Raw genomic sequence first — 23,980 nt, forward strand, 5'->3', positions numbered from 1 at the left:
CTTCGAGCGCTTCGAACGTTTCGCGCCCGCGCCGCCCTTGCATGCGTGACCGGCAATCGCCTGCGACGGTAGAATCCCGCCCATCCCCCTGAACAAGACACCGCCATGCCCCTCACGCCAGAACTCGCGAGAACCCTTTGCGCCATGCCCAAGGCGGAACTGCATCTGCACATCGAAGGCACGCTGGAGCCCGAACTGATCTTCCGGCTTGCCGAGCGAAATCGCGTCGCGCTGCCTTATCCCAGCGTGCAAGCCCTGCGCGATGCATACGCCTTCACCGATCTCCAGTCGTTTCTGGACATCTACTACGCGGGCGCGAGCGTGCTGCTCACCGAAGACGACTTCTACGATATGACGCGCGCCTACATGCAACGCGCGGCCGCCGACAACATCCGTCATGCGGAGATCTTTTTCGACCCGCAGACCCACACGTCCCGCGGCGTGTCGATGGCCACCGTGGTGAACGGCATCGAACGCGCGCTGGCCGAAGCCCAGGCGCGAGACGGCATCACGAGCCGTCTGATTCTGTGCTTCCTGCGTCATCTCCCGGAAGACGACGCCCTGCAAACGCTGGAAACGGCGCTGCCGTACTTCAACAGCCACGGGCATCGTCTCGTGGGCGTGGGACTCGACTCGTCGGAACAGGGGCATCCGCCCAACAAGTTCGCCCGCGTGTTCGAGCGCTGCCGCGCGCTCGGCCTGCGTATCGTGGCGCACGCCGGCGAGGAAGGGCCGCCCGAGTACATCCATGAAGCCCTGGACATGCTGCGTGTGGAGCGCGTCGATCACGGCGTGCGGGCCATCGAAGACGAAGCGCTGCTGGCACGTCTGGCTCGCGAAAAAATCGCACTGACGGTGTGCCCGCTCTCGAATGTGCGTCTCAAGGTGTTCGACCACATGGGACAGCACACCCTGCACCAGTTGCTCAAGCGCGGGCTCGCCGTGACGATCAACTCCGACGATCCCGCCTACTTCGGCGGCTACCTGAACGACAATTTCCTCGCCACCTTCGACGCGCTCGACATGACGCTCGACGATGCTTACACAATGGCAAGGAACAGCTTCGAGGCGTCGTTCATCGACGATGCCGAGAAGCGCCGTCTGGTCGGCGAGCTGGAGCAATTCCGCGCAGCCCAGGCGCAGTGACCGGCTGCGGCAGCGGCGGCTGAGCGTCTGCGCCGGGTCTACGCCAGCACGAACGCCCGAATCATTCGGGCGTTTTTTTATGGGCGCACGGCCTGATCGGTCGGGCCGCGCGCGTGCGGCGCGCCCACATTACCTGCCGATGATGTGGAACATTCCGCATGAGGAATATTTTCACCGGGACCCGATGCTATTTTTCGAGCGTGCCCTGATACGCGTCGAAGGTGCCCCCACACCGCCGACGCCAGGCGCATTCACATAGAACATATCGGAGACAACACCCCATGGACTCATCGCTCAGCCCCCCGGCGAGTCGTGACCTGGGCCTGCCCCAGGCCCAGACGCAAGCCCACACCGCATCCGATGCGGCGCTCGACAACATGCGCGTGGCGGGCGCGCAACCGGTGCCCGCGCTCGACCGTTATTTCGGTATCACGGCACTCGGCTCGACCTTGCGCACCGAAGTGATAGCGGGTATCACGACTTTCCTCGCTGCGATGTACATCATCGTCGTGAACCCGGCCATTCTGTCGAAGACGGGCATGGCCTTTCCGGCGGCTCTCACGGCCACGGTGCTCATCAGCTTCTTCGGCAGTTGCGCGATGGGTCTCTACGCGCGCAATCCGGTGCTGGTTGCCCCCGGCATGGGGCTCAACGCCCTTTTCGCGTTCACGATGGTGCACGGTGTCGGCATGCCGTGGCAGACCGCACTGGGCTGCGTGTTCTGGTCGGGCATTCTCTTTGCGCTGCTCGCGGCGCTGAATGTGCGACGCTTCGTCGTCGAAGCGATTCCCGCCAACCTGCGCTACGCGATCTCCTGCGGCATCGGCCTGTTCATTACCGTGATCGGGCTCGTCAATGCGAAGCTGGTGGTGAGCGATCCGGTGACGGTGGTGCGTCTCGCGCATCTGTCCCCGCCCACGGTGACCTTTCTCATCGGGCTGGCGCTCACGACCGTACTCGTCGCGCGCCGCGTGAATGGCGCGCTGATGATCGGCATCGTCGTTACTACGCTCATGGCCGTGCCCATCGGGCGGTTGTGGGGCGACGGCAGTGCGTACTTTCCCAAGGAAATCGCCACGGCCACGCTGGTGAACTTCCAGGGCTTCTTCGCGGCTCCCGACTTCTCGGGTATCGGCCAGCTCGATCTGCTGGGCGCGCTGAAGGTGGCGTACCTGCCGTTCATCTTCGTGATGCTGTTCACGGCGTTCTTTGATACCCTCTCGACCTTCATGAGCATTGCCGAAGCGGGCAACATGAAAGATCGCGACGGCAATCCGCGCAACATGCGTCAGGCGATGATCGTCGACTCGTTCTCGGTGCTGATCTCCGGCCCGCTCGGCACGAGCCCGGCGAACGCCTACATCGAATCGGCCGCCGGTATCGCGCAGGGCGGGCGCACCGGCCTGACTGCCGTGGTGTGCGCCCTGCTGTTCCTGCCGTTCCTGTTCCTCTCGCCGATGCTCTCGCTCGTGCCGGCCATTGCCACGGCGCCCGCCCTGATTCTCGTGGGTGTGTTTATGATGGAATCCGTGGCGCGCATCGAATGGCACCGGATGGACGAAGCCATCCCGAGTTTCATCGCGCTGGTGATGATTCCGATTTCGTATTCGATCACCGACGGCATCGCGTACAGCTTCCTTGCGTTCGTCGTCCTCAAGCTGTTCACGGGACGCATCAAGGAAATCAAGCCCGCGATGTGGGTCGTCGCAGCGCTGGCCGTGCTGCTGCTCACGCAAATGTAACGACAGAAGGACCCGATTATGTCCACCGCAAATCAAGCCACGCACGGCGTACGTGCCGTACGCGCGCAACTGGTCTACTTCACGCACGATCCCGCGCGCGCCTATCTCGACGGCACGCCCGGCACGGTGCACCACACCGACGGCATCGTCGCCTTCGAGAACGGGCGCATCACCGCCGTGGGCGATTACGCCAGGGTAGCCCCGACACTGCCCGCCGGTACGCCCGTCGAAGACCTGCGCGACAAGGTGATCACGCCGGGCTTCATCGATACGCACATCCACTATCCGCAAACGGATATGATCGCGTCGCCCGCGCCCGGGCTGCTGCCATGGCTCGAGAAGTACACGTTCCCGACCGAGCGCCGTTTCGAGAATCCGGAGTACGCGGCGGATGTCGCCCGGTTCTTCCTCGACGAACTGCTGCGCGGCGGCACCACGAGCGCACTGGTGTACTGCACCGTGCATCCCGGCTCGGCGGACGCCTTCTTCAAGGAAAGCGATTCGCGCAATCTGCGCATGATCGCGGGCAAGGTGATGATGGATCGCAATTGCCCGGACTTCCTGCGCGACACGGCCGAGAGCGGCGCCCGCGACAGCGAGGCACTGATCCAGCGCTGGCACAACAAGGGGCGTCAGCTCTACGCACTCACGCCGCGCTTCGCGCCGACGTCGACCGAAGCGCAGTTGGGCGTATGCGGCGAACTCGCCGGGCAGTATCGGGACGTGTTCATCCAGAGCCACGTCGCGGAGAACACGGACGAAGTCGAATGGGTCCGCTCGCTGTTTCCCGGACACCGCAGCTATCTCGACGTCTACGACCATTACAAGCTGCTGCGCAAGCGTGCCGTGTACGGCCACTGCATCTGGCTCGACGAGCATGATCGCCGCCGCATGTTCGAGACGGGAACGGTCGCCGCGCATTGCCCGACGTCGAACCAGTTCCTCGGCAGCGGTCTGTTCGACTTCGCGGCCGCGGAAGCCACGCGCATGCCGGTCACGCTTGCCACGGACGTGGGCGGCGGCTCGACCTTCTCGATGTTGCAGACGATGAACGAGGCGCACAAGGTGGCGCGCCTGTCGGGCTACCACCTCAGCGCCGAGCGCATGTTCTATCTGGCAACGGAGGGCGCGGCGCACGCGCTGGATCTGCACGGCACCATCGGCACGCTGGCCGTGGGGGCCGAGGCCGATTTCGTGGTGCTCGATCCGAAGGCAACCCCGCTACTCGCACGGCGCACGGCGCTCGCCGAGTCGCTCGAAGAGTTGCTGTTCGCGTTCGCCATGCTGGGCGACGACCGGGCAATTGCCACGACGTATGCGGCGGGCAAGCCGGTGCATCGTCGCGCCGCACACTGACGGATCCGGCGCATCGCCCCTCGATGCATCGATGTTTTGCAGATGTCTTACCGATGTCTTACGCGTGAGAGCGGATGTCGTCGCCTTGGCTCGACAGCCGCGCCCACGCGGTCGCCGGCCGTGCGCAAGGGGCATACGGCCGGGGATCTCCTTGGGCAGCCGCATGGCTGCCCTTTTTTGTTGCGGCGCTCGCGCTGCACCGCTTCGCACCGAACGCGAGGCTTGCGCGAGTGCCGCTCGCCAATGCTATAATCCGCTCCGATTCATTGGGGAGTAGCCGCCCTGACATAGACATTTGTCTTCGGCAGGGGCGTACGTCAACAAACTTGGCCGGTTCCGGCTATGGCGTGCGCAGCCCTCGGGCCTGGCGAGACCGATGACGATGCTTCCGCCAACCGGGCCGGGATGCATTGTCATTGGCTCGCAATTACACGGCCCGGCGGAGAAAAAAGGTGTCCCCGTTCCTCGTATCGACCGGTGTGGTCGCGCTTGCCGAAATCGGCGATAAAACCCAATTGTTGTCCCTCGTGCTCGCTGCGCGCTTCAAGAAGCCCGTGCCGATCATTCTCGGGATTTTCGTCGCCACGCTCGTGAATCACGGCTTCGCCGGCGCGCTCGGCGAATGGCTTTCGACAGCCATCAATCCCACGATCATGAAATGGGCCGTGGTGGCCTCCTTCATCGGCATGGCGATCTGGATCCTCGTGCCCGACAAGCTCGACGACGAGGAGACCAATATGCGGCGCAAGTTCGGCGTCTTCCTGTCGACCGTCATCACGTTCTTCATCGCCGAGATGGGCGACAAGACGCAGATCGCGACGGTGATGCTCGCCGCGCGCTATCAGGACTTCTTCGGTGTCGTTGCCGGGACCACGCTCGGCATGATGCTGGCGAACGTGCCCGCGGTGCTCGTCGGGCACAAGTTCTCGGGACGCCTGCCCACGCGTGCGGTGCACGCCGTGGCCGCGGTGATCTTCCTGGTGCTGGGCATCGTCACGTTGATGCAGTGACCGCAACCACGCCACCGACATAGGCGACACAGCGACATGGGGAAGCGGCCCGGGATCGGCCGCTCCCCCGCGGTGAACGACTTTCCGGCGACGACTTTCCGGCGACGTCGCGATTACTTCCCGACCTTCTGCTGCACGTTCACGGTCTGCCCGCTCGGGAATGGCAACTGCCTGAGCGCCGCATCGATCAGGAACGGCATGGCCGAGGCCATCGACGTGCCGGCATCGCTCGTGTCCGCCTGCACGCGGTACACCTCCTTGCCAGTGGCGCGGTCGGTGAAACGCAACTGCAAACCGGCCAGCGCATAGGGATAGTCCCGCTGCACATAGGCGGGCGGCGCACCGTACGGATAACCGTACCAGCCCCACGGGCGTCCCCACGGCCCCCAGGGACCGGGCGCGAACATCGGGTCGTAGGCCGGCTCCGTCACGCGCATCATCTGCTGCTGAATGCCGTAGCTCATGCCGATCAGATAATGCGCGCTCGCCGCGCTTTGCTCACTGAAACCATCACCCGCGAGACGCGCACGCAGCCACTGCTCATACGTGGCGTGCTCCTGATTGTTCTGTTGCTCGGGGGTACGCGTAAGGGCGTAGGTCCGCGGACCTTCGAAACCCGGCGAATTACCGAACGCAGTCACCTGACTGGTGACCGTGCTGGCACACCCGGCCAGCAAGACGCTGGCGACGGCCAACGTCGCCATTCCCCATCGTTTCCACATGATTCACGACTCCCGAGTTGAGACGGCGATGCCGCAGGCACGCCCGCCGGCATCGTTCCGACGCGGCCGATGCGCTCGCTGCGGCGGGCAACCTGCGACGATTTAAGCATAGGACGGCACCTCGCGCACATCCGGATCATTTGACGCAGGCATGAGGCGAAAATTCAGCAAATGAGCGGCTTGGACGCTAAGGTTGCGCCACTCCGTTACAATTTGTGAATCCTTGGCCGTCCGCACAATACCGTCCATGCTCAGAACCGACCTTGCAGGTGTCATTCAACGCTCCGACTATACGCCCCCGGCGTATTTGATCGACACCGTCCAACTCGACTTCGATCTCGCCCCCGATGTGACCACCGTAACCAGCCGGTTGCGCGTGCATCGCAATCCTGCCGGGCCTGGGGGCGACCTCGAACTCGTGGGCCAGGGGCTGCAACTGGTCAGCCTCGAAATCGACGGCAAGCCGTGGTCCGGCTACCGGACCGGCGACGAAATGCTGACGGTGGAAGCGCCGCCGCAGGCCTTCGAACTGATGCTCGTCACGCGTTGCCGTCCCCAGGAGAACACCTCGCTCATGGGGTTGTACGTCTCCGGCGGCAACTTCTTCACGCAGTGCGAGGCCGAGGGCTTTCGCAAGATCACCTATTTCCTCGACCGTCCCGACGTGATGGCCACGTACACCGTCACGCTGCGCGCCGACCGCGAAGCGTATCCGGTGCTGCTCGCCAACGGGAACCTGATCGACAAGGGCGACTTGCCCGACGGCCGCCATTTTGCGGTGTGGGACGACCCGTTCAAGAAGCCGAGCTATCTTTTCGCGCTCGTCGCGGGCCGACTGGTGTGCCGTGAGGACCGCATCGTGGCGGGCGACGGCCGCGAGAAACTGCTCCAGGTCTGGGTGCAGCCGCAGGATCTCGACAAGACCGAACACGCCATGCATTCGCTCATCAACTCGATCCGCTGGGACGAGGAGCGCTTCGGCCGTGTGCTCGACCTCGATCGCTTCATGATCGTCGCGGTGAGCGACTTCAACATGGGCGCGATGGAGAACAAGGGCCTGAACATCTTCAACACGAAGTACGTGCTGGCCGACGCGGCCACGGCGACCGACGACGACTTCAGCAACATCGAAGCCGTTGTGGGCCACGAGTACTTCCATAACTGGACCGGCAACCGTGTGACGTGCCGCGACTGGTTCCAGTTGAGCCTCAAGGAAGGCCTGACCGTCTTCCGCGATCAGGAATTCTCCGCCGACATGATGGGTTCCGAGTCGGGCCGCGCCGTCAAGCGTATCGACGACGTACGCGTGCTGCGTCAGGCACAGTTCCCCGAAGACGCCGGCCCCATGGCGCATCCGGTACGCCCGGAGAGCTATGTCGAAATCAATAACTTCTACACCGTCACCGTCTACGAAAAGGGCGCGGAAGTCGTGCGCATGTACCAGACGCTGCTCGGTCGCGACGGTTTCCGCCGTGGCATGGACCTGTACTTCGAACGTCACGACGGGCAGGCCGTGACCTGCGACGACTTCCGGGCCGCCATGGCCGACGCCAACCAGCGCGATCTGACGCAGTTCGGCCGCTGGTACAGCCAGGCCGGCACGCCACGTGTGACGGTCGATGCCGTCTATGACGAAGCCGCCCGCACGTACACCCTCACGCTCACGCAGCGCTGCCCGAAGGTCGGCGTCGAGTTGCAGGACGAAACGCTGGTCAAGCAGCCGTTCCACATTCCGTTCGCCGTCGGCCTGCTCGATCGCGACGGACGCGATATGGCGCTGCGCCTGGCCGGCGAAGCGTCCGACACTTCCGGCACGGCAGCGTCCACCACGCGCGTGCTCGACTTCACGCAGGAGCGCCAGAGTTTCACGTTCGTCGACGTGCCGCATACGCCGATGCCATCGCTGCTGCGCGGTTTCTCGGCGCCGGTGATCGTCGAACACGAATACACCATCGACGAGCTCGCGTTCCTGATGGCGCACGACAGCGATCCGTTCAACCGCTGGGAAGCGGGGCAGCGACTGGCAACACGTCAATTGCTCGCCCTCGTCGAATCGATTCAGATGGGCCAGTTGCCGAGCGTGGACAGCTACGTGCTCGAAGCCTTCCGTCAGGTGCTGCGCGACGAAACGCTCGATCCGGCGTTCCGCGCACAGGCGCTCACGCTGCCGGCCGAGTCGTACCTCGGCGAACAGATGACGGAGATCGATCCGGCGGCAATTCATGCCGCGCGTCAGTACCTGCGTCAGCGCCTCGCGGCGTCGCTGCATACGGAGTGGCTCGCCGCTTATCACAACCATCGCGTGCCCGGCCCGTATCAGCCGGATGCCGCCTCGGCCGGCGAACGCGCGCTGAAGAACCTTGCGCTGTCGTATCTGATGGAACTCTCGGACGCCGGTGCCGCACAAACGGCGCGTACGCAGTACGACTCGGCCGACAACATGACGGACCGCTTCGCCGCCCTCACGGCACTCGTGCAGCGCGGAGGTGCCGCGCGAGAGGGCGACGCCGCCCACGGCCCGAACCACGCGGCCGAGGCGCTCGTGGACTTCTATCAGCGCTTCGAGAACGAGCCGCTGGCCATCGACAAATGGTTCGCGCTGCAAGCCATGCAACGCGGCGACGGCAGCCATTGCGTGATCGACGCCGTGCGCGCCCTGATGCGTCACCCGGCGTTCACGCTGAAGAATCCGAATCGCGCCCGCTCGCTGATTTTCAGCTTCTGTAGCGGCAATCCGGCGCAGTTCCATGCGGCGGACGGTTCGGGCTACCGGTTCTGGGCGGAACAGGTCCTCGCGCTCGACGCCCTCAATCCGCAGGTCGCCGCCCGTCTTGCACGGGTGCTCGACCGCTGGCGCAAATACACGCCCGCCCTGCGCGAGCGCATGCGCGACGCGTTGCAACAAGTGGCGCAACACAAAGCGCTGTCGAAGGACGTGCGCGAGATCGTCGAAAAGGCGCTCGCCTGATCGATGGCCGGTCATGCGGTAACGGCTTTATGCTCCACGCGCCCTGCCTCACACCTCACGCGTTAAGTCTTACGGCCGCATGACCTCGAAGTATCCGCATCTGACGTAAATCTTGTAGGGCCACCGCGGCCCTGCGCCAATCAACGGCCGCAGCGCGGGCACCGGGATGACCACCTCGTCGAACGCTCCCGCCATCAGGTAGTTCGCGGGATCGTTGCACAGTGTCACCTTGCCGCTCATTGCACTGATCGTGAGGTGAACGTCCTGCCCCGGATAGTTCGGAGGATCGCGAAACGTCAACTGATAGATCATCGTGACGTTGGCGTCGGGCGGACTCTCGACATCGTAGGTGCCGTTCGGAAGGTTCGAGCGAAACGTGAGCCGCAGCGCCTCGTCGAACGCCGCGTGCGACGCTACCGGCGAGCGCACCTCGCCCCGCACGCTCCACCAGAAGGGGGAGCCCTCCAGCGAATCGAGTTTAACGTCGACCGGCAGGAAACGCTTCTTCTCCTCGCCGTCGTAACACCACGCGCGCATACAGCCGTCGTAATGCAAAGCACCTCGCTCGGATGTCCCTTGTTCGTGGATCGTGACGCGTGGGTAGCGGGTGTCGATGGACCTGTCGACGGGCAAGTCGACAGACTCGGGCGGCACGAGATCGCCGCGCGCAAGCAGAATGAACGCTTCCATGCCCCACCTCCGACTGCTGGTCCACAAACCTGAGTCGTTGCCGCGAGCGCGCTACGTCTGTGGTGCCGCTACCCGCATTGGCACGCCGCTTCGTCGTTCTAGCGTCGTCGTTCTCGCTTCGTCGTTCTAGCGTCGTCGTTCTATTTCGTGCGCGTGCTATTTGGAGCGCAGTCTAGTCAACGATGGGCGGCTGCGCACCTGTCAACCCTGACAGGTGTGCAGCCGAGGGGTTGACCCCATAATGAAAAACACCCCAAGGATTGGATCAATGTCCAACGCTTGGGGTGCAGTTCATGTCGCTCCGGCGGCGTTCGGCTTTCCGATGGGAGCGCCTCACGCCGCCTGCGCCTGCGCTCCGACAAGACGTGCGCGCACCGCCCTGGCCGCCGCGACCATGTGCGTCAGCGCCCCGTCGACCTGCGCCCAGTCGCGCGTTTTCAGGCCGCAGTCCGGGTTGATCCACAGCCGCTGCGCCGGAATCCGCGCCAACGCCGCTTCGATCAGCCGCTCCATTTCCGCCTGCGACGGCACGTGCGGCGAATGAATGTCGTACACGCCCGGGCCGATGCCATTCGGATACTCGAATGCCTCGAATGCCTCGAATGCCTCGAATGCATCAAGCAGCGCCATATCGGAGCGCGTGGTCTCGATGGAAATCACATCGGCGTCGAGCGCGGCAATCGACGGCAAGATGTCGTGGAACGCCGAATAGCACATATGCGTGTGGATCTGCGTGTCGTCCGCCACGCCCGAGGAGCACACGCGAAACGCGCGCACCGCCCATTCGAGATACGCCGGCCAATCGTTCTCACGCAGCGGCAGTCCTTCCCGCAATGCCGGTTCGTCGATCTGGATCACACGCACGCCGGCCGACTCCAGCGCCGCCACCTCTTCGCGCAACGCCAGAGCGATTTGCAGCGCCGTGCGCTCGCGCGGCTGATCGTCGCGCACGAACGACCATTGCAGCATCGTGACCGGCCCGGTGAGCATGCCTTTGACCGGCTTGTCGGTCAGCGCCTGGGCGTAAGCGCTCCATGTCACGGTCATCGGCTCGGGCAGATATACGTCCCCATAGATCACCGGCGGCCGCACGCAACGCGAGCCGTAGCTCTGCACCCAGCCATGCCCGGTCGTTGCGAAACCCCACAACTGCTCGGCGAAGTATTCGACCATATCGCTGCGCTCGGCTTCCCCGTGCACCAGCACGTCCAGACCATAGGCCTCCTGCTTCTCGATGGCCAGACGAATCTGCGCGCGCATCGTCTCCAGATAATCGAGATGCGACAGCGCGTGCCGCCGGAATGCGGCGCGCGCCTCGCGGATCGCCCCTGTCTGCGGAAACGAGCCGATCGTGGTCGTCGGCAGCAGCGGCAGTTTCAACCATGCGCGCTGGGCCTTCGCGCGCACCGGATAGGGCGAGGCGCGACGCGCATGCTCATCTTGCAAAGCCGCGAGGCGCTTTTGCACGACAGTGTTGTGAATTCGCGGCGATGTGCGGCGCGCGGCCTGTGCCGTGGCATTGGCCGCGAAGGCCGCGCGTACGTCGGCACGGGCGAATTCGACGGTATCCAGCGAACGGCGCAGCAGCGCCACTTCCGCGAGCTTCTGCACCGCGAAGGCGAGCCACGAGCGCACTTCCTTGTCGAGACGCACTTCGTGCGCGAGGTCCACCGGGCAATGCATCAACGAGCAACTGGATGCGATCCACAGACGATCCCCCAGCGCCTGCGCAAATGGCAGGAGTTGCTCGCGTACGCGTGCGAGGTCCGTGCGCCAGACGTTGCGGCCATCGACCACGCCGACGGAGAGCACCTTCGCTTGCGGCCATTGCGTGTCCTGCAAGCCTTGCGGAGGTCGCGAACCTTGTGCAAATGCGGCAGCGAACGTCGCCAGTTGCGACGGGGCGCGCACCACGTCGACATGCACTCCGCCGACGGGCAGCGCCGCCAGCAACGGGGCATGCTCGCTGACGTCGCCGAAGTACGTCGCCAGCAACAGCGACGGGGCGGCGCCCGACAAGCGCGCGTAGGCGGGCATGAAGGCGTCGCGCCACGGTGCGGGCAGATCGAGCGCGAGAATCGGTTCGTCGATCTGCACCCACGTCACACCCTGCGCCTTCAGGCGGCCGAGCACACGCTCGTATTGCGCCAACAATCGGGGCAGCAGCAACAGGCGATCCGTCAGACCGCCCGTCTCCTTGCCGAGGTACAGCAAAGAGACCGGCCCCAGCAGTACCGGTTTGACGTTGGCCCCCTCGGCCAGCGCTTCGGCCACTTCGTCAAATAGCCACGCAGTGCCCTCGCCAAAGCGCGTGCGCGGCGAGTACTCCGGCACGAGATAGTGGTAGTTCGTATCGAACCATTTCGTCATTTCCATGGCGCTTTGTCCGGCGCGGCCCCGTGCGGCAGCGAAGTAGTCCGCCAGCGTGACGTCGGCGGCACCCAAGCCGAAGCGCTCGGGCAGCCCGCCCACGAGTGCGAGCGTGGACAGTACCTGGTCGTACCAATGGAAGTCGCCAACGGTGATCCAGTCCAGACCGGCGTCGCGCTGTGCGCGCCGGTTGGCGGCCCGGATGCTGCGGCCGGTGGCAAGCAACGCCGGCACGTCGCCCGAGGCCATGCCGCCATGCCAGAACGCCTCGACGGCGAATTTGAGTTCACGTTGCGCGCCGATGCGCGGCAATCCGAGTACGTGGGCTTGAGCCATGAAGGGTGTCCTTGCGGGGGGCGACGACTTCGGGGGCACGACGTCGTCACCTGATGAGCCTATGCGTCCATGAACGCGTGCGGGACATGCCCGCCCAGGCTGGCAGTATCCGGGGCTTCCGTGTATTATCCAAACGAAAGTTTTTGCCGATCATCATTATTTTTATTCATGCAACGCACTCCCATCGAGCTTCGTCACTTGCAGACACTGCTGGCGCTGCGCGACACCGGCAGCGTTTCGCGTGCGGCGTTGTGGCTGCATCTGACGCAGTCCGCCCTCTCGCATCAGATCAAGGCATTGGAAGATTTCTACGGCTTGCCGCTGTTCGTGCGCAAGTCGTCACCGCTGCTGTTCACCCCGGCGGGCAAGCGTCTGCTTGCCCTGGCCGAAGAGGTGGTGCCGGCCGTCGACGAGGCGGGACGCGACCTCACCCGGCTCGCGCAGGGCACCCAGGGCACGCTGCGCATCGCCGTGGAATGCCACACCTGTTTCGACTGGCTGATGCCTGCGATGGACGCGTTTCGTCAGCGCTGGCCGGAAGTGGAACTGGATATCGTGTCGGGCTTTCATGCGGACCCGATCGGTCTGCTGCATCAAGACCGCGCCGATCTGGCGATCATTTCGGAGCATGAGGACGGCGAAGCGGTGGATTTTCATCCGCTGTTTCGTTTCCAGATGATGGCGCTCATGGCAAACGACCATCCGCTGGCAGGCAAGTCACATCTCGATGCCGAAGACTTTCGCGACGAGACGCTCATTACCTACCCCGTGCCCGACGACATGCTCGATATCGTGCGTCAGGTGCTGCGCCCGGCAGGCATCGAGCCGACACGTCGCACCACCGAACTGACGGTCGCGATCCTGCAACTGGTGGCGAGCCGCCGCGGGCTGGCGGCGTTGCCGCTTTGGGCCGTCACGGGATATCTGGAACGCAAGTACGTGAGCGCAAGGCCGATCACCCCACGGGGGCTGACGGCCGAGCTATGGGCGGCGACGCTGCCGGCGATCACCGCACGGCCGTACATCGGCGAATTCGTCTCGATCATGCGCGAGACGAGCCTGCTGACGCTGCCGGAGATCGAACTGCTCTGAGTCCACGGGCGCTCGCCTCGCGGCTTCGTCAGCCTATTGCGAAATCTTCTCCAGTGCGATGTCGCGCGTGCGCGGTCCCATCAGACCGATGGAGAGCATGACGATCAGCATCGCGCACGAGATGAACGCGAACACCCCCGTCACGCCGAAATTGCGCAGCACCGACGCGATCAGAAACGCGGTGAAAATCGCCGAGAAGCGGCTCCACGAATAGACGAACCCGACCGCGCGCGCGCGGATGCCCGTGGGGAACAGTTCCGTCTGATACGCGTGGTAGCTGTACGACATGATGTTGTTCGCGAGCGTGAGACCGATACCCATTGCGATCAGCAGGTACGACGAACTCACCTGCGAGAACACGATACCGCACACGATGCCGACGCCGGCCGTCCATACGATGGCGTGCTTGCGCTCGACCTTGTCGGCCATCCACAGGCCGATGAGCGGGCCGGCCGGCGCGGCCAGCGCGATCACGCTCGAATACGCGAGACTCGTCGTCACCGTGATGCCCTGCTTGATGAGCAGCGTGGGCACCCAGTTGGCGAAGCCGTAGAAGCCCACCGTCTGGAAGATGTTGAACAGAATCCTCATGATCGCGCGCTTGCGGTACGGCGGCACCCACATGTCGCGAAACGCGCTCTTCGGCACCACCGGCTCCGGCGTGCCCGGCGCCGGCAGCGGTTTGCCGTACTCGCGCTCGACTTTGGCTTCGAGCGCCGAGAGCACGCGCCCGGCTTCGTCGAGACGCCCCTTCTGCGCCAGCCAGCGCGGGCTTTCCGGCAACGCGCGACGGATCCACCAGACGAACACCGCACCATGGGCGCCGATAAGCACCACCCAGCGCCAGCCTTCGAGGCCGAAAAACTCGCGCGGCACGAGCCAGTAGGACAGCAGCGCGACGACCGGCACCGCCGTGAAGCCGACGGCCTGCTCGCAGGCGAATGCACGGCCGCGAATCTGCTTGGGCACAAGCTCCGCGATGTAGGTGCCGATCGTCACCAACTCGACGCCGATGCCCAGACCGACGATGAAGCGCCAGAAGTTCACGCCGGTGGCCGTCTCCTGAAATGCCATGACGACGTTCGCGACCGTGTACCAGAGCAGCGAGCCGGTGAACACGGCGCGACGTCCGAACCGGTCGGCGAGAAAACCGCACGCGATGGTGCCGATAAACAGCCCCGAGAACAGCGCGGCAATGAAACTCGCCACGCCGGTCGTGCCGAACAGGCCCGGTGTCGTCGGCGTGAGAATGCCGCTTTTCACGAGCCCCGGCGCAATGTAGCCGGTGTAGAGCAGATCGTAGAGTTCGAAGAAGAAACCGAGACTGAGCAGCACCACCAGCATCCAGACGGTGCGGGTGGGCGGCAGACGGTCGAGCCGGGCGGAAATGTCGCCTGCGTTCAGGCGGGTTGCCGCAGTCGTTGCTTGAGCGGCGCGAGGCATGGAAGGCATTGAAACGTCGGGGGATGGCATGGAAATCGTCTCCGGGCCCGTTCGGTCATGGCCGAACTGCTCACTTGACCGACATCGCCGATGGACGCCGGTTACACCATGAATCGACAGGCACGAGGCCGAAATTGTGCCACGAATGGCACCGCGCCAGTCACCTTTGCCACGTAGTGCGAAAAATTACGATGTTCATTAACAACGGCACGGCACGCTGCGCGACGCCGCAGAGCGCAGCATGGCGTTTCGGCTTGCGCACGCAACGCGGCATTCGTCGCGCTGGCGAAAACGCCTCCGGCGAGGGGCTTTGCGCCGGTGCGTGACGCGATTGCCTCACGTGATTGCCTCACGTGATTGCCTCACGTGATTGCCTCACGTGATTGCCTCACGCGATTGCAACCGGTTATTGCCCTCCCCCATCGCCTTGAGTTCGTCGAAGCTCACGATTCGCCCGGCGAGCGCGCTCGCCGCCACCGTGTAAGGACTGGCGAGCCAGACACTTCCCGGCCCCGAGCGTCCGGGGAAGTTGCGATTGATCGCGCTGATCGTGACCTGATCGGCCGACGTCGACTGGCCGGGACCGCAGTTCGCGCAGGCGCCGCAGCCCGGCATGATGAGCGTGACCCCCGCCGCTTCGAACGTCTTCAGATAGCCTCGTTGCTCGCAATACGTGCGCACGTCCATCGTGCCGAATTGCAGGAACAGCGAGCGCCCCTGGGCGACACGCCACCCCCTGGCGACACCCCACGACAGCACCTCGTGATACGCGTCGAAGTCGTCGCGCTTGCCGGCGGTGCACGAGCCGCCGTAGGCGATGTCGATGGGTACGGGAGCCTCGAGCGCCGCGAGGCGGACGCCATTGCCGGGGTCGCCCGGGCGCGCGAGCATCGGCGTGAGCGAGGCGGCGTCGATGCGGATCACATCGTGGTAGCGCGCGTCGGCGTCGCTCGTCATCCATGGTTCGAGCGTGAAGTCGATGCCGCGTCGTTCCTTGAGGAACGCCACCGTTTTCTCGTCCGGTGCGACGATGCCGGTAAAGCCGCCCAGCTCCGCAACCATATTGGTGAGCGTGGCGCGCTCGTCGATCGACATGTCGCGAACCGCGCTGCCCGCATACTCGAAGACAAGACCGATGGCCCCGCCGCTGCGGATCGCGTCGAGGTGCAGCAAATGAAGCACGACATCCTTCGCTGTCACACCCGGCCTGAGTGCGCCGTCGATTTCGATGCGCAACGTCTGCGGCACTTTGCAACGCACGTAACCCGTGACCCAGCTATTGGCGACATCGGTGGCGCCCGCACCGAACGCGAGACAGCCGAGTGCGCCCGCGTGCGGGGTGTGCGAGTCGGTGCCGACCACGATCTGCCCCGGCAATGCGTAGCGCTCTGCCATGAGCGCGTGGCAGATGCCATCGGCGCCGTCGGCGCCGCTCGCGCCGTCATCGGCCAACTGACCGTGCGCCAGCACGGGATAGCGTGCGACGAACTCGCGGTGACCGCTCGTCAGGTTCGCCACTCCGGGCAGCAGCCCCCGCGAGACGTGCGGGAAACTCTGTGCGGCGAGCACCAGATGGTCCTGAAACGCAATGATGCGTGCGGGATCGTGCAGCGCCGCCGGCTCCCCGAAGGCGCGGTGCATCAGATGCGCGCACATCCCCGTGAAATAGTCGTGAGAGAATCGCCAGTCGACGCGTACGAAAACGCCGTCGCCACGCTCGACGCCCGGCGTGCCCGGATGCAGGCGCCGCGCCATGATCTTCTCGACGAGCGTGCGCGCACGCGTGTCGCGGCGCTCGACAGGCGCGGGCCACTCGGCGAACTTGCTGTACGCGAGCAAACCGCCGCTGCGGATGATCTGCTGCGTGAGGGCATCGCGCCCTTTGAGGAATTCGGTAATCGGGATGGCTTCGCCGGCCAGAATGCGATCGAGCACGCCAAAGTCGGTCGTCGTCAGAATGCCGATGTTGTCGCAGTTCTGCTGATAGATGCGCTCGAAACTCTCGGCGACGATCAGACGAATGCCCGCCGAGAGTTCCGCAAGCGGGCTCGATTCGCGCGACGAGCCTTTGCCGTAACGCTTGCCGGCGACCGTGATCTGGAAGCCTCCGCGACGCACGTCGTGCTCGCCGATCGGCATCTCGTTTCCCGCCTTGAAACCGACGTAGGGATAGCGCCCGAGCCGCTCGTCGTACGTGAGCATGACGGTCACGGGCGTGATTTCGTCCGTGGACACGTTCTCGCGCAGCGTGCCTGCCTGAGCGCGGGTAAGGGACTCGCCCGACATCTGACGGCGCACGATGGCCGGGTCGTCGGACAGAAACAGCACGCGGCCGTCGAAACGAATGATGTCTTCCATGCGGCAATGACCTCCGGAAGACAGCATAGCGGCCACGTCACTGCCCTGCCGTGCCGTCTCGGCAAGCCCGGCGTGACCGTTTGCGAAGCCGGTGCGCCGGGCGACGATGCGCGCGAATGGCGATAGCCAACGGCGAAGCATCGAAACGCCATTGCCGCATTGCCGGCTCTGCGCGTTCGCACGGGGCGCTTACCCCGTCATGCGTCGGACGCCGCGCGCCGGTCTTGCTGCCCCTGCTGCCCCTGCGCGAGAAAATTCACGACGGCGGATGCTGTCGCACTCAACTGCTCGCGCGACGCAAAGACCAGCCACAGTTGACGCTGCGCCCATTCGTCCGTAAGCGGGCGCACGACGATGTCGAGTTTGCCGACGTACAACTGCCCGACCTGCTCCGGCGCAATGGCGATGCCCAGCCCGGCATGCGCCATGCGGCACAGGGCGTCGAGACTCGACACGCGAATCTTGATGCGCAACGACTCCCCGGCCGCGCTCGCCTGCTGACGCAGCATCTGTGTGAGCGCGCTGTTGCCCTGAAGGCCGACGAGCGTTTCCCCTACACATGCCGAGAACGGGATTTCGCCGGTGCGCGCCGCCAAGGGGTGGCCGGCGGGCAGAATCACGGCGAGCCGGTCGCGGCGGTAGGGCACCATCGTGAACGCCTCGATACCTTCGACGGCATTGCAGATGCCCACGTCCACCGCGCGCTCGGCCACACGCTGAAGCACTTCGTTGCTGTGCTGCTCGTCGAGTTCGACGTCCACTGCCGAAAACACGCGGCCGAATGCCGCAAGATCCTCCGGCAGAAACTGCACGATGGCCGAAAGGTTCGCCGCAATGCGCACGCTGCCGCGCGCCCCCTCATGAAATTGGGACAGTTCGGCGCCGAGCGATTCGATCGTGCCTAAAATACGTTCGGCATAACGGCGCACCGTCTCGCCCACCGGAGTGACGGTGATACCGCGCTGATGACGCTGGATGAGAGGAAGCCCGACGATGGCCTCGATGTCGGCAATGCGCCGGCTGATGGCCGACGGCGCGATGAATTCACGCTCGGCGGCGCGCGCCATGCTCCGCTCCTGACAGACGGCCACGAAAAGACGCAAAGAAGTGAGGTCAAGCTTGCGGAGAAGGTTTTCCATACCCGTACGGCAATACACCGGAAACGCCGGAAACGCCCGGCTGGCGCGGCCCTGCGAGGGGCACGTCTTTTGCTGGACAAACAACGAATCGACGCCTATTATACGCATCGCGTACACAGACCTGCCGACCCGACCATGAGTGCACAGCAGACTTTCCTGCGCGACGCGATGCGTCGCCTGAACATGACCCGCGACACCTTCGCCGAGCGCATCGGCGTTCGCCGGCGCGCCCTCGACACCTGGCTGCTGCCGGAGGATTCGAGCGAATATCGCACGATGCCGAGCATCGTGGAGAAATTCGTCGGCGAAATCCTCGGTCGTGAAGCGCCGTCCGCGGAATCTACGCAAAGCGCACACAAGCCGCTGCGCGAACGCATGGGTCTGGACGGCAAGCCGCATTTGATCTCCGTCGACCAGTTCTCGCGCGACTCGCTCGAAGAATTGTTCCACGTTGCCGATATCATGCAACCGATCGCGCGCCGCCAGAAGATTTCTCGCGTGCTCGAAGGCGCGGTGCTCGGCAACCTGTTCTTCGAAGCCAGCACCCGCACCCGCGTGAGCTTCGGCGCCGCCTTCTGCCGCCTCGGCGGCTCGGTGTGCGACACGACCGGCTTCACGTTCTCGTCGATGGCCAAGGGCGAATCGATCTACGACACGAGCCGCGTCATGAGCGGCTACGTCGACGCGCTCGTCGTCCGTCACCCGGAAAAGGGATCGGTCGCCGAATTCGCACGCGCCACGAACATCCCCGTCATCAACGGCGGCGACGGCCCGGGCGAACACCCGAGTCAGGCGATTCTCGACCTGTACACCATCGGCCGCGAATTCTCGCGTCTGGGCAAGCTGGTCGACGGCGCGCACGTGGCGATGGTCGGCGACCTGCGCTACGGCCGCACCGTGCACTCGCTCATCAAGCTGCTGGCGCTGTATCGCGGCCTGAAGTTCACGCTGATCTCGCCGCCGTCGCTCGAAATGCCGACGTACATTCTCGACCAGATCTCGCAGAACGGCCACGTCATCGTGCAAAGCAACTCGCTGGCCGATCTGGCCGGGGCGGACGTGGTCTACGCGACGCGCATCCAGAAGGAGCGCTTTGCCGACGAAGCGATCGAGGGTTACACGCCGGACTTCCAGATCAACGAAGCGCTGATCAATCAGTACTGCGACAGCCGTACGATCATCATGCACCCGCTGCCGCGCGACAGCCGCCCCGGTGCCAACGATCTGTCGACAGACCTCAATCACGATCCGCGTCTGGCCATCTTCCGTCAGACGGACAACGGGATTCCGGTGCGCATGGCGATCTTCGCGATCCTGCTCGGCGTGGACAAGCAGGTCCAGCACAGCATGCGTGACGCCGCCTGGCGCTCGCCGTCGCACATCGGTCCGGACGACGCCCTGTTCGACGGTCTCGACTGATCGCCGGTCGCTGCCGCAGTGTCTCGGATCATTCCGAGACACCGGCGCTTCCTGCCCGATACTGCACTGCCCCCGAGGATTTTTCGCGGGGGCAGTGTCGCTTTACGAGTAAAATTGCGTCCATCACGAATAGGTACGCTTTTTTGCTTTTCCGGAGGCCCACATGCGGCGCAAGACCCTTACCCAATATCTCATCGAACAGCAGCGGGAATTCAACAACATTCCCGCCGAGCTGCGTTTGCTGATCGAAGTTGTCGCACGCGCGTGCAAGTCCATCAGCCATGCCGTGTCCAAGGGGGCGCTCGGCGGCGTGCTGGGCAGCGCCGGCAGCGAGAACGTGCAGGGCGAAGTGCAGAAGAAGCTTGATGTGATCTCCAACGAGATCATGCTCGAAGCGAACGAATGGGGCGGTCATCTGGCGGCGATGGCGTCGGAAGAAATGGAAGACGTCTTCCACATTCCGAATCGTTATCCGCAAGGCGAATACCTGCTGATGTTCGATCCGCTCGACGGCTCGTCGAACATCGACGTGAACGTATCGATCGGCACGATCTTCTCGGTGCTGCGTTGCCCGGAAGGCGTCACGGATCCGACCGAGAAGGACTTCCTGCAACCGGGCACGCAACAGGTCGCTGCGGGTTACGCGGTGTATGGCCCGCAAACGGTACTGGTGCTCACGACGGGGCATGGCGTGAACTGCTTCACGCTGGATCGCGAAATGGGTTCATGGGTGCTCACACAGGAAGGCATGCGCATTCCGGAAGACACGAAGGAATTCGCCATCAACATGTCGAACGAGCGCCACTGGTATCCGCCAGTGCAGCGTTATATCGGCGAGTTGCTGCAAGGCAAGGAAGGCGTGCGAGGCAAGGACTTCAACATGCGCTGGATTGCATCGATGGTGGCGGACGTGCATCGCATCCTCACGCGCGGCGGTGTGTTCATGTATCCGGCCGACAAGCGCGATCCGGACAAGCCGGGCAAGCTGCGCATCATGTACGAAGCGAATCCGATGAGCTTTCTGGTGGAGCAGGCGGGCGGTGCGGCGACGAACGGCGTGCAACGCATTCTGGACATTCAGCCGCAAAAACTGCATGAGCGCGTTGCCGTGTTCCTCGGCTCGAAAAACGAAGTCGAACGCGTGACCGGTTATCACCACGAGGCTGGCGCGAAGTAAGGCGCAGGTGCCGTCGTCGCGGAGACGGCGAATGCCGAAAATTTTTTGCGACGACGCAAGCGCAGGATCTCTGGAATTTCAATGATTTACGCGCGATGGCCGCAAGCATCGCGAAAAATCTTTGAAAAAGGTAGTGACAAATCCGTAAAACCTGCTAATATCTCACTTCTTCGCAGCGCCGGAGTAGCTCAGTCGGTAGAGCAGCTCATTCGTAATGAGAAGGTCGGGGGTTCGATTCCTCTCTCCGGCACCAGCGACTTAAATCGTTGGATGCAGTGAAGTCCTAAAAACCCGCTAATGCGCACGCTTGGCGGGTTTTTTGTTTTTCCGCGAGATACCATGCGGCGCCCCCAATCGATCATCAATCTGGGGGCACATGTGGGGGCATGGCGTTGCCCCTCGCGACCGGTGCCCCCAACATGGCATGGAGTTGCACACATGGCGCTTGCCGACGCGAAGGCACGCACTGCCACCCCCTCCGAAAGGGGCTGCGCACATAGTTCCGCTGCCAACGCAAGCCATCGCAGTTCTTCATGATCTGCACGCGCTAACCGGAAGCGGCAACTAGCTTTTCCCGAGCATTCACTTGTCCGGCAGACCCATGAGCGACAACGCGTCATATGCCGCGTTACGGCGTCCAGGCTATGACAGAGAGATGATGACCGGGCACGGATTCCGGGCAACGGCTCGGACCATACTCGACGAGACGCTCAACACCCCCGTCGTTATCATTCAAGCCCAATTAACGCACTCCGTACGAGACCCGCTAGGTCGTGCCTATAACCGCACGTCGCATCTTCCACAGCGTCGAAATATGTTGCAGCAATGAGCGAACTACGTCGATGCACCGAAGCTGGTCATCTGATCCCTAATCATCGTTTGAACTCCGGTCCGGAGCCTTGACTGACCAGGCTCCCGGACGTCAGCAACCTAATCGTCGTCCGCGGGCCGCGCCATCCAGTCGTGATAGCCGGCTGCGCCCATCTTGCGCATCAGCGCTTCGTTGCGCGCGTAGATCGTCTCCGCTTCGGGGAACGCGTCGACCGCCCGGTCGATGCTGGCCTCGCGCAGCAAATGCAGAATCGGGTACGGCGAGCGGTTCGTGAAGTTCTCGACGTCGTCCGGCGCCGTGCCTTCGAACTGATAGTCGGGATGGAAGCTCGCGATCTGTAGCTCGCCTTCCAGACGCAATTGCCGGAGCATGCGCCCGGCGAAGAACAGCGCGTCGTTGTACTCGTGAAAGTCGAGCAGCGCCTGCGGCAAAATCAGCAACGTGGTATCCACGGCTCGCGGGTCCGCTTCGGACAGCCACCGCAATTCCTTCTCGAGGTCGAGCAGCGCACCCTCCATATCGTGCGCTGCGCTCACCACGTAGCGGATCTGATCCTTGACGTGTACCGCTTTTGCAAACGGACACAGGTTCAGCCCGATCACGGCGCGCGTGAGCCAATGGCGAGTCGCCGCAATCACGGCGTCGTTGTCCTGCACGTGGTCCGAAGCGCTCGCCGGACCCGTCGCCGGCGCTGCAAGAGGATGGGGTTTGTCCGACATACAAAAAGCGGGATGGTGATTCGTGAATACCGCATTGTAGTTCGCGAACCTCCGCACCGGCACGTACTGGCACGTACTGGCACGTACTGGCACGTACCGGCACGTCCGGCGTCGATAACTTTCCGGCGTGAATGCCAAAACGCGGGGCGGGCATCTGGGCAACCATGCGGCCTCTCCCACGTCCTTCGGCGCGCAGCGTCCACAACCATGCCCGGCACACCGCCCATCACCACCCACGCTCACAGCACCAGCACGACCAGCGACAGCGGCAACGTCGTATCGTTGCACTATTGGCCAATCGAGAGCACGGCACTGAGTGCCATGACCTTGAGTGAATTACTCGCCACGCATCCCCGGCGCACCGCTCATTCGCACCAACCGTCACACCAACCGCCGCCTCCGTGCGGCTCGCCGCCCTATCGCACACAGGACATCTGGAACACGCTCGCCAACACGCAAAGCCGCGCCGGCCGCGAATTGCGCGAGGCCTGCGACATGGCCTGCGGCAACGGCCCGCTGTTTCTCGAGATGGTGACGCTGCTGGCGACACCGGAAAGTGAGCGTACCGTCGACAAACTGGCCGACGCCGGCCTCTTTCTGGTTCCCGATCCCGCCCGGCACCTGCGCGCCGACGACGCGGCCCTGTTACGCAGCAACGAAGGCCTGCTGCTGTGGCTGCAATATGCGGCCTCGCCAACGGGTTACCTGAATGTGTTCGATGGCTCGGACGTCTTCGGGAGCACTTCGACCAGCGATCGGGACCGCATCGGCAAGATTCTGCGCATTCTCATCGCCTGCGGGCGCGACCGCACCACTACCACGCCCACCAGCAGGGTGGAAACCGCACCGCTCAATCCGCTCTCGCATCTATGCAGCCAGGTCGCACCGCACTGGCTGCGCCGCGTGCTCGAACTCGGCGCGAATCCCAATCAACGGAATCAGCGCGGCATGCCGCTCACGACCGCGGCGATGCGCGCCGAAGCACTTCGTCTGCACCATGCCGGGCAGGACGTCATGCATGCGCATGCCTCGCTTCACCGGCTCGCCGAGTTGCTCAAACGCCACGGCGGCGATCTGCTGGCGCCGAATCGACGCGGCGTACCGAGCGTCGCGCTCCTTGCCTTTCACGGCCTGTGCGGCGCGGCGCACGCGCTGCTCGCCTCGGGGGCCGATCCGAACGCCGCCGACGCGCAGGGCAATACCTTGATGCACCACCTCGCTCATGCCGTCAGTCTGCGCGACGACCCCACCCATAGCGACAACGCAAGACTCGCGCATTACATGCTGATCGTCGCCTCACGCTACGGCGGCGATTTAGGCCGGGTGAACGCCAACGGCCATGCCGCGCGCGAATGGTTACCGCAGTCGCTGACGCCCGGTCCGCATGCCGGGCCTATCGACGACGAGTTCCGGCGCAATACGCGGGCGACGGCACTGCGGCGAATCAAGGCGCTCGGATAA

17 protein-coding genes, 1 tRNA gene and 1 riboswitch are annotated in these 23,980 nt (G+C 64.1%); of the genes, 11 read left to right on the forward strand and 7 right to left on the reverse strand.

The genetic code is table 11. From position 1 onward, the window contains the following. Positions 1–105 precede the first annotated feature (105 nt). From AB870_RS15465 to AB870_RS15480, 4 genes are all read left to right on the forward strand, one after another. Complete coding sequence (locus AB870_RS15465; RefSeq protein WP_047905400.1) at positions 106–1,146, forward strand: adenosine deaminase; 1,041 nt, start codon at positions 106–108, stop codon at positions 1,144–1,146. A 377-nt stretch (positions 1,147–1,523) separates the two neighbouring features. After that, positions 1,524–2,888, forward strand: a complete 1,365-nt coding sequence (locus tag AB870_RS15470; RefSeq protein WP_047908265.1) for an NCS2 family permease — start codon at positions 1,524–1,526, stop codon at positions 2,886–2,888. A gap of 18 nt (positions 2,889–2,906) precedes the next feature. Continuing rightward, positions 2,907–4,244, forward strand: a complete 1,338-nt coding sequence (gene guaD, locus AB870_RS15475; protein WP_047905401.1) for a guanine deaminase — start codon at positions 2,907–2,909, stop codon at positions 4,242–4,244. A gap of 256 nt (positions 4,245–4,500) precedes the next feature. Further along, positions 4,501–4,685, forward strand: a riboswitch (yybP-ykoY riboswitch). 11 nt (positions 4,686–4,696) lie between these two features. Then, positions 4,697–5,254 (forward strand): TMEM165/GDT1 family protein, encoded by a 558-nt coding sequence (locus tag AB870_RS15480; protein ID WP_179949727.1) that lies wholly within the window; start codon positions 4,697–4,699, stop codon positions 5,252–5,254. A gap of 113 nt (positions 5,255–5,367) precedes the next feature. Here AB870_RS15480 and AB870_RS15485 read toward each other — a convergent pair whose 3' ends face one another. Beyond that, positions 5,368–5,976: a DUF4136 domain-containing protein gene (locus AB870_RS15485; RefSeq protein ID WP_047905403.1), complete on the reverse strand. Its 609-nt coding sequence runs from the start codon at positions 5,974–5,976 to the stop codon at positions 5,368–5,370. Positions 5,977–6,223: 247 nt separating this feature from the next. Here AB870_RS15485 and pepN point away from each other — a divergent pair, with 247 nt between their 5' ends. Beyond that, a complete protein-coding gene (gene pepN, locus AB870_RS15490) occupies positions 6,224–8,944 on the forward strand; it encodes an aminopeptidase N (protein ID WP_047905404.1) in 2,721 nt (906 codons plus the stop codon). Between the two features lie 69 nt (positions 8,945–9,013). Here pepN and AB870_RS15495 read toward each other — a convergent pair whose 3' ends face one another. Beyond that, complete coding sequence (locus AB870_RS15495) at positions 9,014–9,634, reverse strand: hypothetical protein (RefSeq protein ID WP_047905405.1); 621 nt, start codon at positions 9,632–9,634, stop codon at positions 9,014–9,016. Between the two features lie 333 nt (positions 9,635–9,967). Then, a complete protein-coding gene (gene metE, locus AB870_RS15500) occupies positions 9,968–12,340 on the reverse strand; it encodes a 5-methyltetrahydropteroyltriglutamate--homocysteine S-methyltransferase (protein WP_047905406.1) in 2,373 nt (790 codons plus the stop codon). A gap of 168 nt (positions 12,341–12,508) precedes the next feature. On the opposite strand from metE, the gene AB870_RS15505 reads away from it, so the two are divergent. Next, entirely contained in the window at positions 12,509–13,432 is a 924-nt protein-coding gene (locus AB870_RS15505) for a LysR family transcriptional regulator (RefSeq protein ID WP_047905407.1), read from the forward strand. A 33-nt stretch (positions 13,433–13,465) separates the two neighbouring features. On the opposite strand, the gene AB870_RS15510 is transcribed toward AB870_RS15505, so the two are convergent. Continuing rightward, on the reverse strand, positions 13,466–14,884 hold the full coding sequence (locus tag AB870_RS15510) for an MFS transporter (RefSeq protein WP_071386890.1): 1,419 nt from the start codon (positions 14,882–14,884) through the stop codon (positions 13,466–13,468). Between the two features lie 182 nt (positions 14,885–15,066). On the opposite strand from AB870_RS15510, the gene AB870_RS27375 reads away from it, so the two are divergent. Continuing rightward, on the forward strand, positions 15,067–15,201 hold the full coding sequence (locus tag AB870_RS27375) for a hypothetical protein (protein WP_257786656.1): 135 nt from the start codon (positions 15,067–15,069) through the stop codon (positions 15,199–15,201). A gap of 49 nt (positions 15,202–15,250) precedes the next feature. Here the strand turns inward: AB870_RS27375 and AB870_RS15515 are convergent, their stop codons facing one another. Both AB870_RS15515 and AB870_RS15520 read right to left on the reverse strand, forming a co-directional pair. Further along, a complete protein-coding gene (locus AB870_RS15515) occupies positions 15,251–17,233 on the reverse strand; it encodes an aconitase family protein (protein WP_047908266.1) in 1,983 nt (660 codons plus the stop codon). Positions 17,234–17,430: 197 nt separating this feature from the next. Continuing rightward, a complete protein-coding gene (locus tag AB870_RS15520; RefSeq protein WP_472462562.1) occupies positions 17,431–18,300 on the reverse strand; it encodes a LysR family transcriptional regulator in 870 nt (289 codons plus the stop codon). A gap of 207 nt (positions 18,301–18,507) precedes the next feature. Here AB870_RS15520 and AB870_RS15525 point away from each other — a divergent pair, with 207 nt between their 5' ends. The 3 genes from AB870_RS15525 (at position 18,508) to AB870_RS15535 (ending at position 21,221) form a co-directional block, all read left to right on the forward strand. Then, the gene (locus AB870_RS15525) at positions 18,508–19,791 is read left to right on the forward strand and encodes an aspartate carbamoyltransferase (RefSeq protein WP_047905410.1); all 1,284 of its coding nucleotides are present in this window, start codon (positions 18,508–18,510) and stop codon (positions 19,789–19,791) included. Between the two features lie 163 nt (positions 19,792–19,954). After that, on the forward strand, positions 19,955–20,968 hold the full coding sequence (locus AB870_RS15530) for a class 1 fructose-bisphosphatase (RefSeq protein ID WP_047905411.1): 1,014 nt from the start codon (positions 19,955–19,957) through the stop codon (positions 20,966–20,968). 177 nt (positions 20,969–21,145) lie between these two features. Beyond that, a tRNA-Thr gene (locus AB870_RS15535) sits at positions 21,146–21,221 on the forward strand. Between the two features lie 677 nt (positions 21,222–21,898). On the opposite strand, the gene AB870_RS15540 is transcribed toward AB870_RS15535, so the two are convergent. Beyond that, positions 21,899–22,519: a DUF1415 domain-containing protein gene (locus tag AB870_RS15540; RefSeq protein WP_084663749.1), complete on the reverse strand. Its 621-nt coding sequence runs from the start codon at positions 22,517–22,519 to the stop codon at positions 21,899–21,901. 207 nt (positions 22,520–22,726) lie between these two features. On the opposite strand from AB870_RS15540, the gene AB870_RS15545 reads away from it, so the two are divergent. Next, the gene (locus tag AB870_RS15545; protein WP_047905412.1) at positions 22,727–23,980 is read left to right on the forward strand and encodes an ankyrin repeat domain-containing protein; all 1,254 of its coding nucleotides are present in this window, start codon (positions 22,727–22,729) and stop codon (positions 23,978–23,980) included.

This window comes from Pandoraea faecigallinarum (assembly GCF_001029105.3).
Taxonomy (GTDB): domain Bacteria; phylum Pseudomonadota; class Gammaproteobacteria; order Burkholderiales; family Burkholderiaceae; genus Pandoraea; species Pandoraea faecigallinarum.

Coding starts and splice junctions, on each gene's coding strand:
- AB870_RS15465 (WP_047905400.1), top strand. CDS start 106: ATGCCCCTCACGCCAGAACTCGCGAGAACCCTTTGCGCCATGCCCAAG.
- AB870_RS15515 (WP_047908266.1), bottom strand. CDS start 17,233: ATGGAAGACATCATTCGTTTCGACGGCCGCGTGCTGTTTCTGTCCGAC.
- pepN (WP_047905404.1), top strand. CDS start 6,224: ATGCTCAGAACCGACCTTGCAGGTGTCATTCAACGCTCCGACTATACG.
- AB870_RS15510 (WP_071386890.1), bottom strand. CDS start 14,884: ATGCCTTCCATGCCTCGCGCCGCTCAAGCAACGACTGCGGCAACCCGC.
- guaD (WP_047905401.1), top strand. CDS start 2,907: ATGTCCACCGCAAATCAAGCCACGCACGGCGTACGTGCCGTACGCGCG.
- AB870_RS15495 (WP_047905405.1), bottom strand. CDS start 9,634: ATGGAAGCGTTCATTCTGCTTGCGCGCGGCGATCTCGTGCCGCCCGAG.
- AB870_RS15530 (WP_047905411.1), top strand. CDS start 19,955: ATGCGGCGCAAGACCCTTACCCAATATCTCATCGAACAGCAGCGGGAA.
- AB870_RS15470 (WP_047908265.1), top strand. CDS start 1,524: ATGCGCGTGGCGGGCGCGCAACCGGTGCCCGCGCTCGACCGTTATTTC.
- AB870_RS15505 (WP_047905407.1), top strand. CDS start 12,509: ATGCAACGCACTCCCATCGAGCTTCGTCACTTGCAGACACTGCTGGCG.
- AB870_RS15545 (WP_047905412.1), top strand. CDS start 22,727: ATGCCCGGCACACCGCCCATCACCACCCACGCTCACAGCACCAGCACG.
- AB870_RS15485 (WP_047905403.1), bottom strand. CDS start 5,976: ATGTGGAAACGATGGGGAATGGCGACGTTGGCCGTCGCCAGCGTCTTG.
- AB870_RS15540 (WP_084663749.1), bottom strand. CDS start 22,519: ATGTCGGACAAACCCCATCCTCTTGCAGCGCCGGCGACGGGTCCGGCG.
- AB870_RS15520 (WP_472462562.1), bottom strand. CDS start 18,300: ATGGCGCGCGCCGCCGAGCGTGAATTCATCGCGCCGTCGGCCATCAGC.
- AB870_RS27375 (WP_257786656.1), top strand. CDS start 15,067: ATGTTCATTAACAACGGCACGGCACGCTGCGCGACGCCGCAGAGCGCA.
- AB870_RS15525 (WP_047905410.1), top strand. CDS start 18,508: ATGAGTGCACAGCAGACTTTCCTGCGCGACGCGATGCGTCGCCTGAAC.
- metE (WP_047905406.1), bottom strand. CDS start 12,340: ATGGCTCAAGCCCACGTACTCGGATTGCCGCGCATCGGCGCGCAACGT.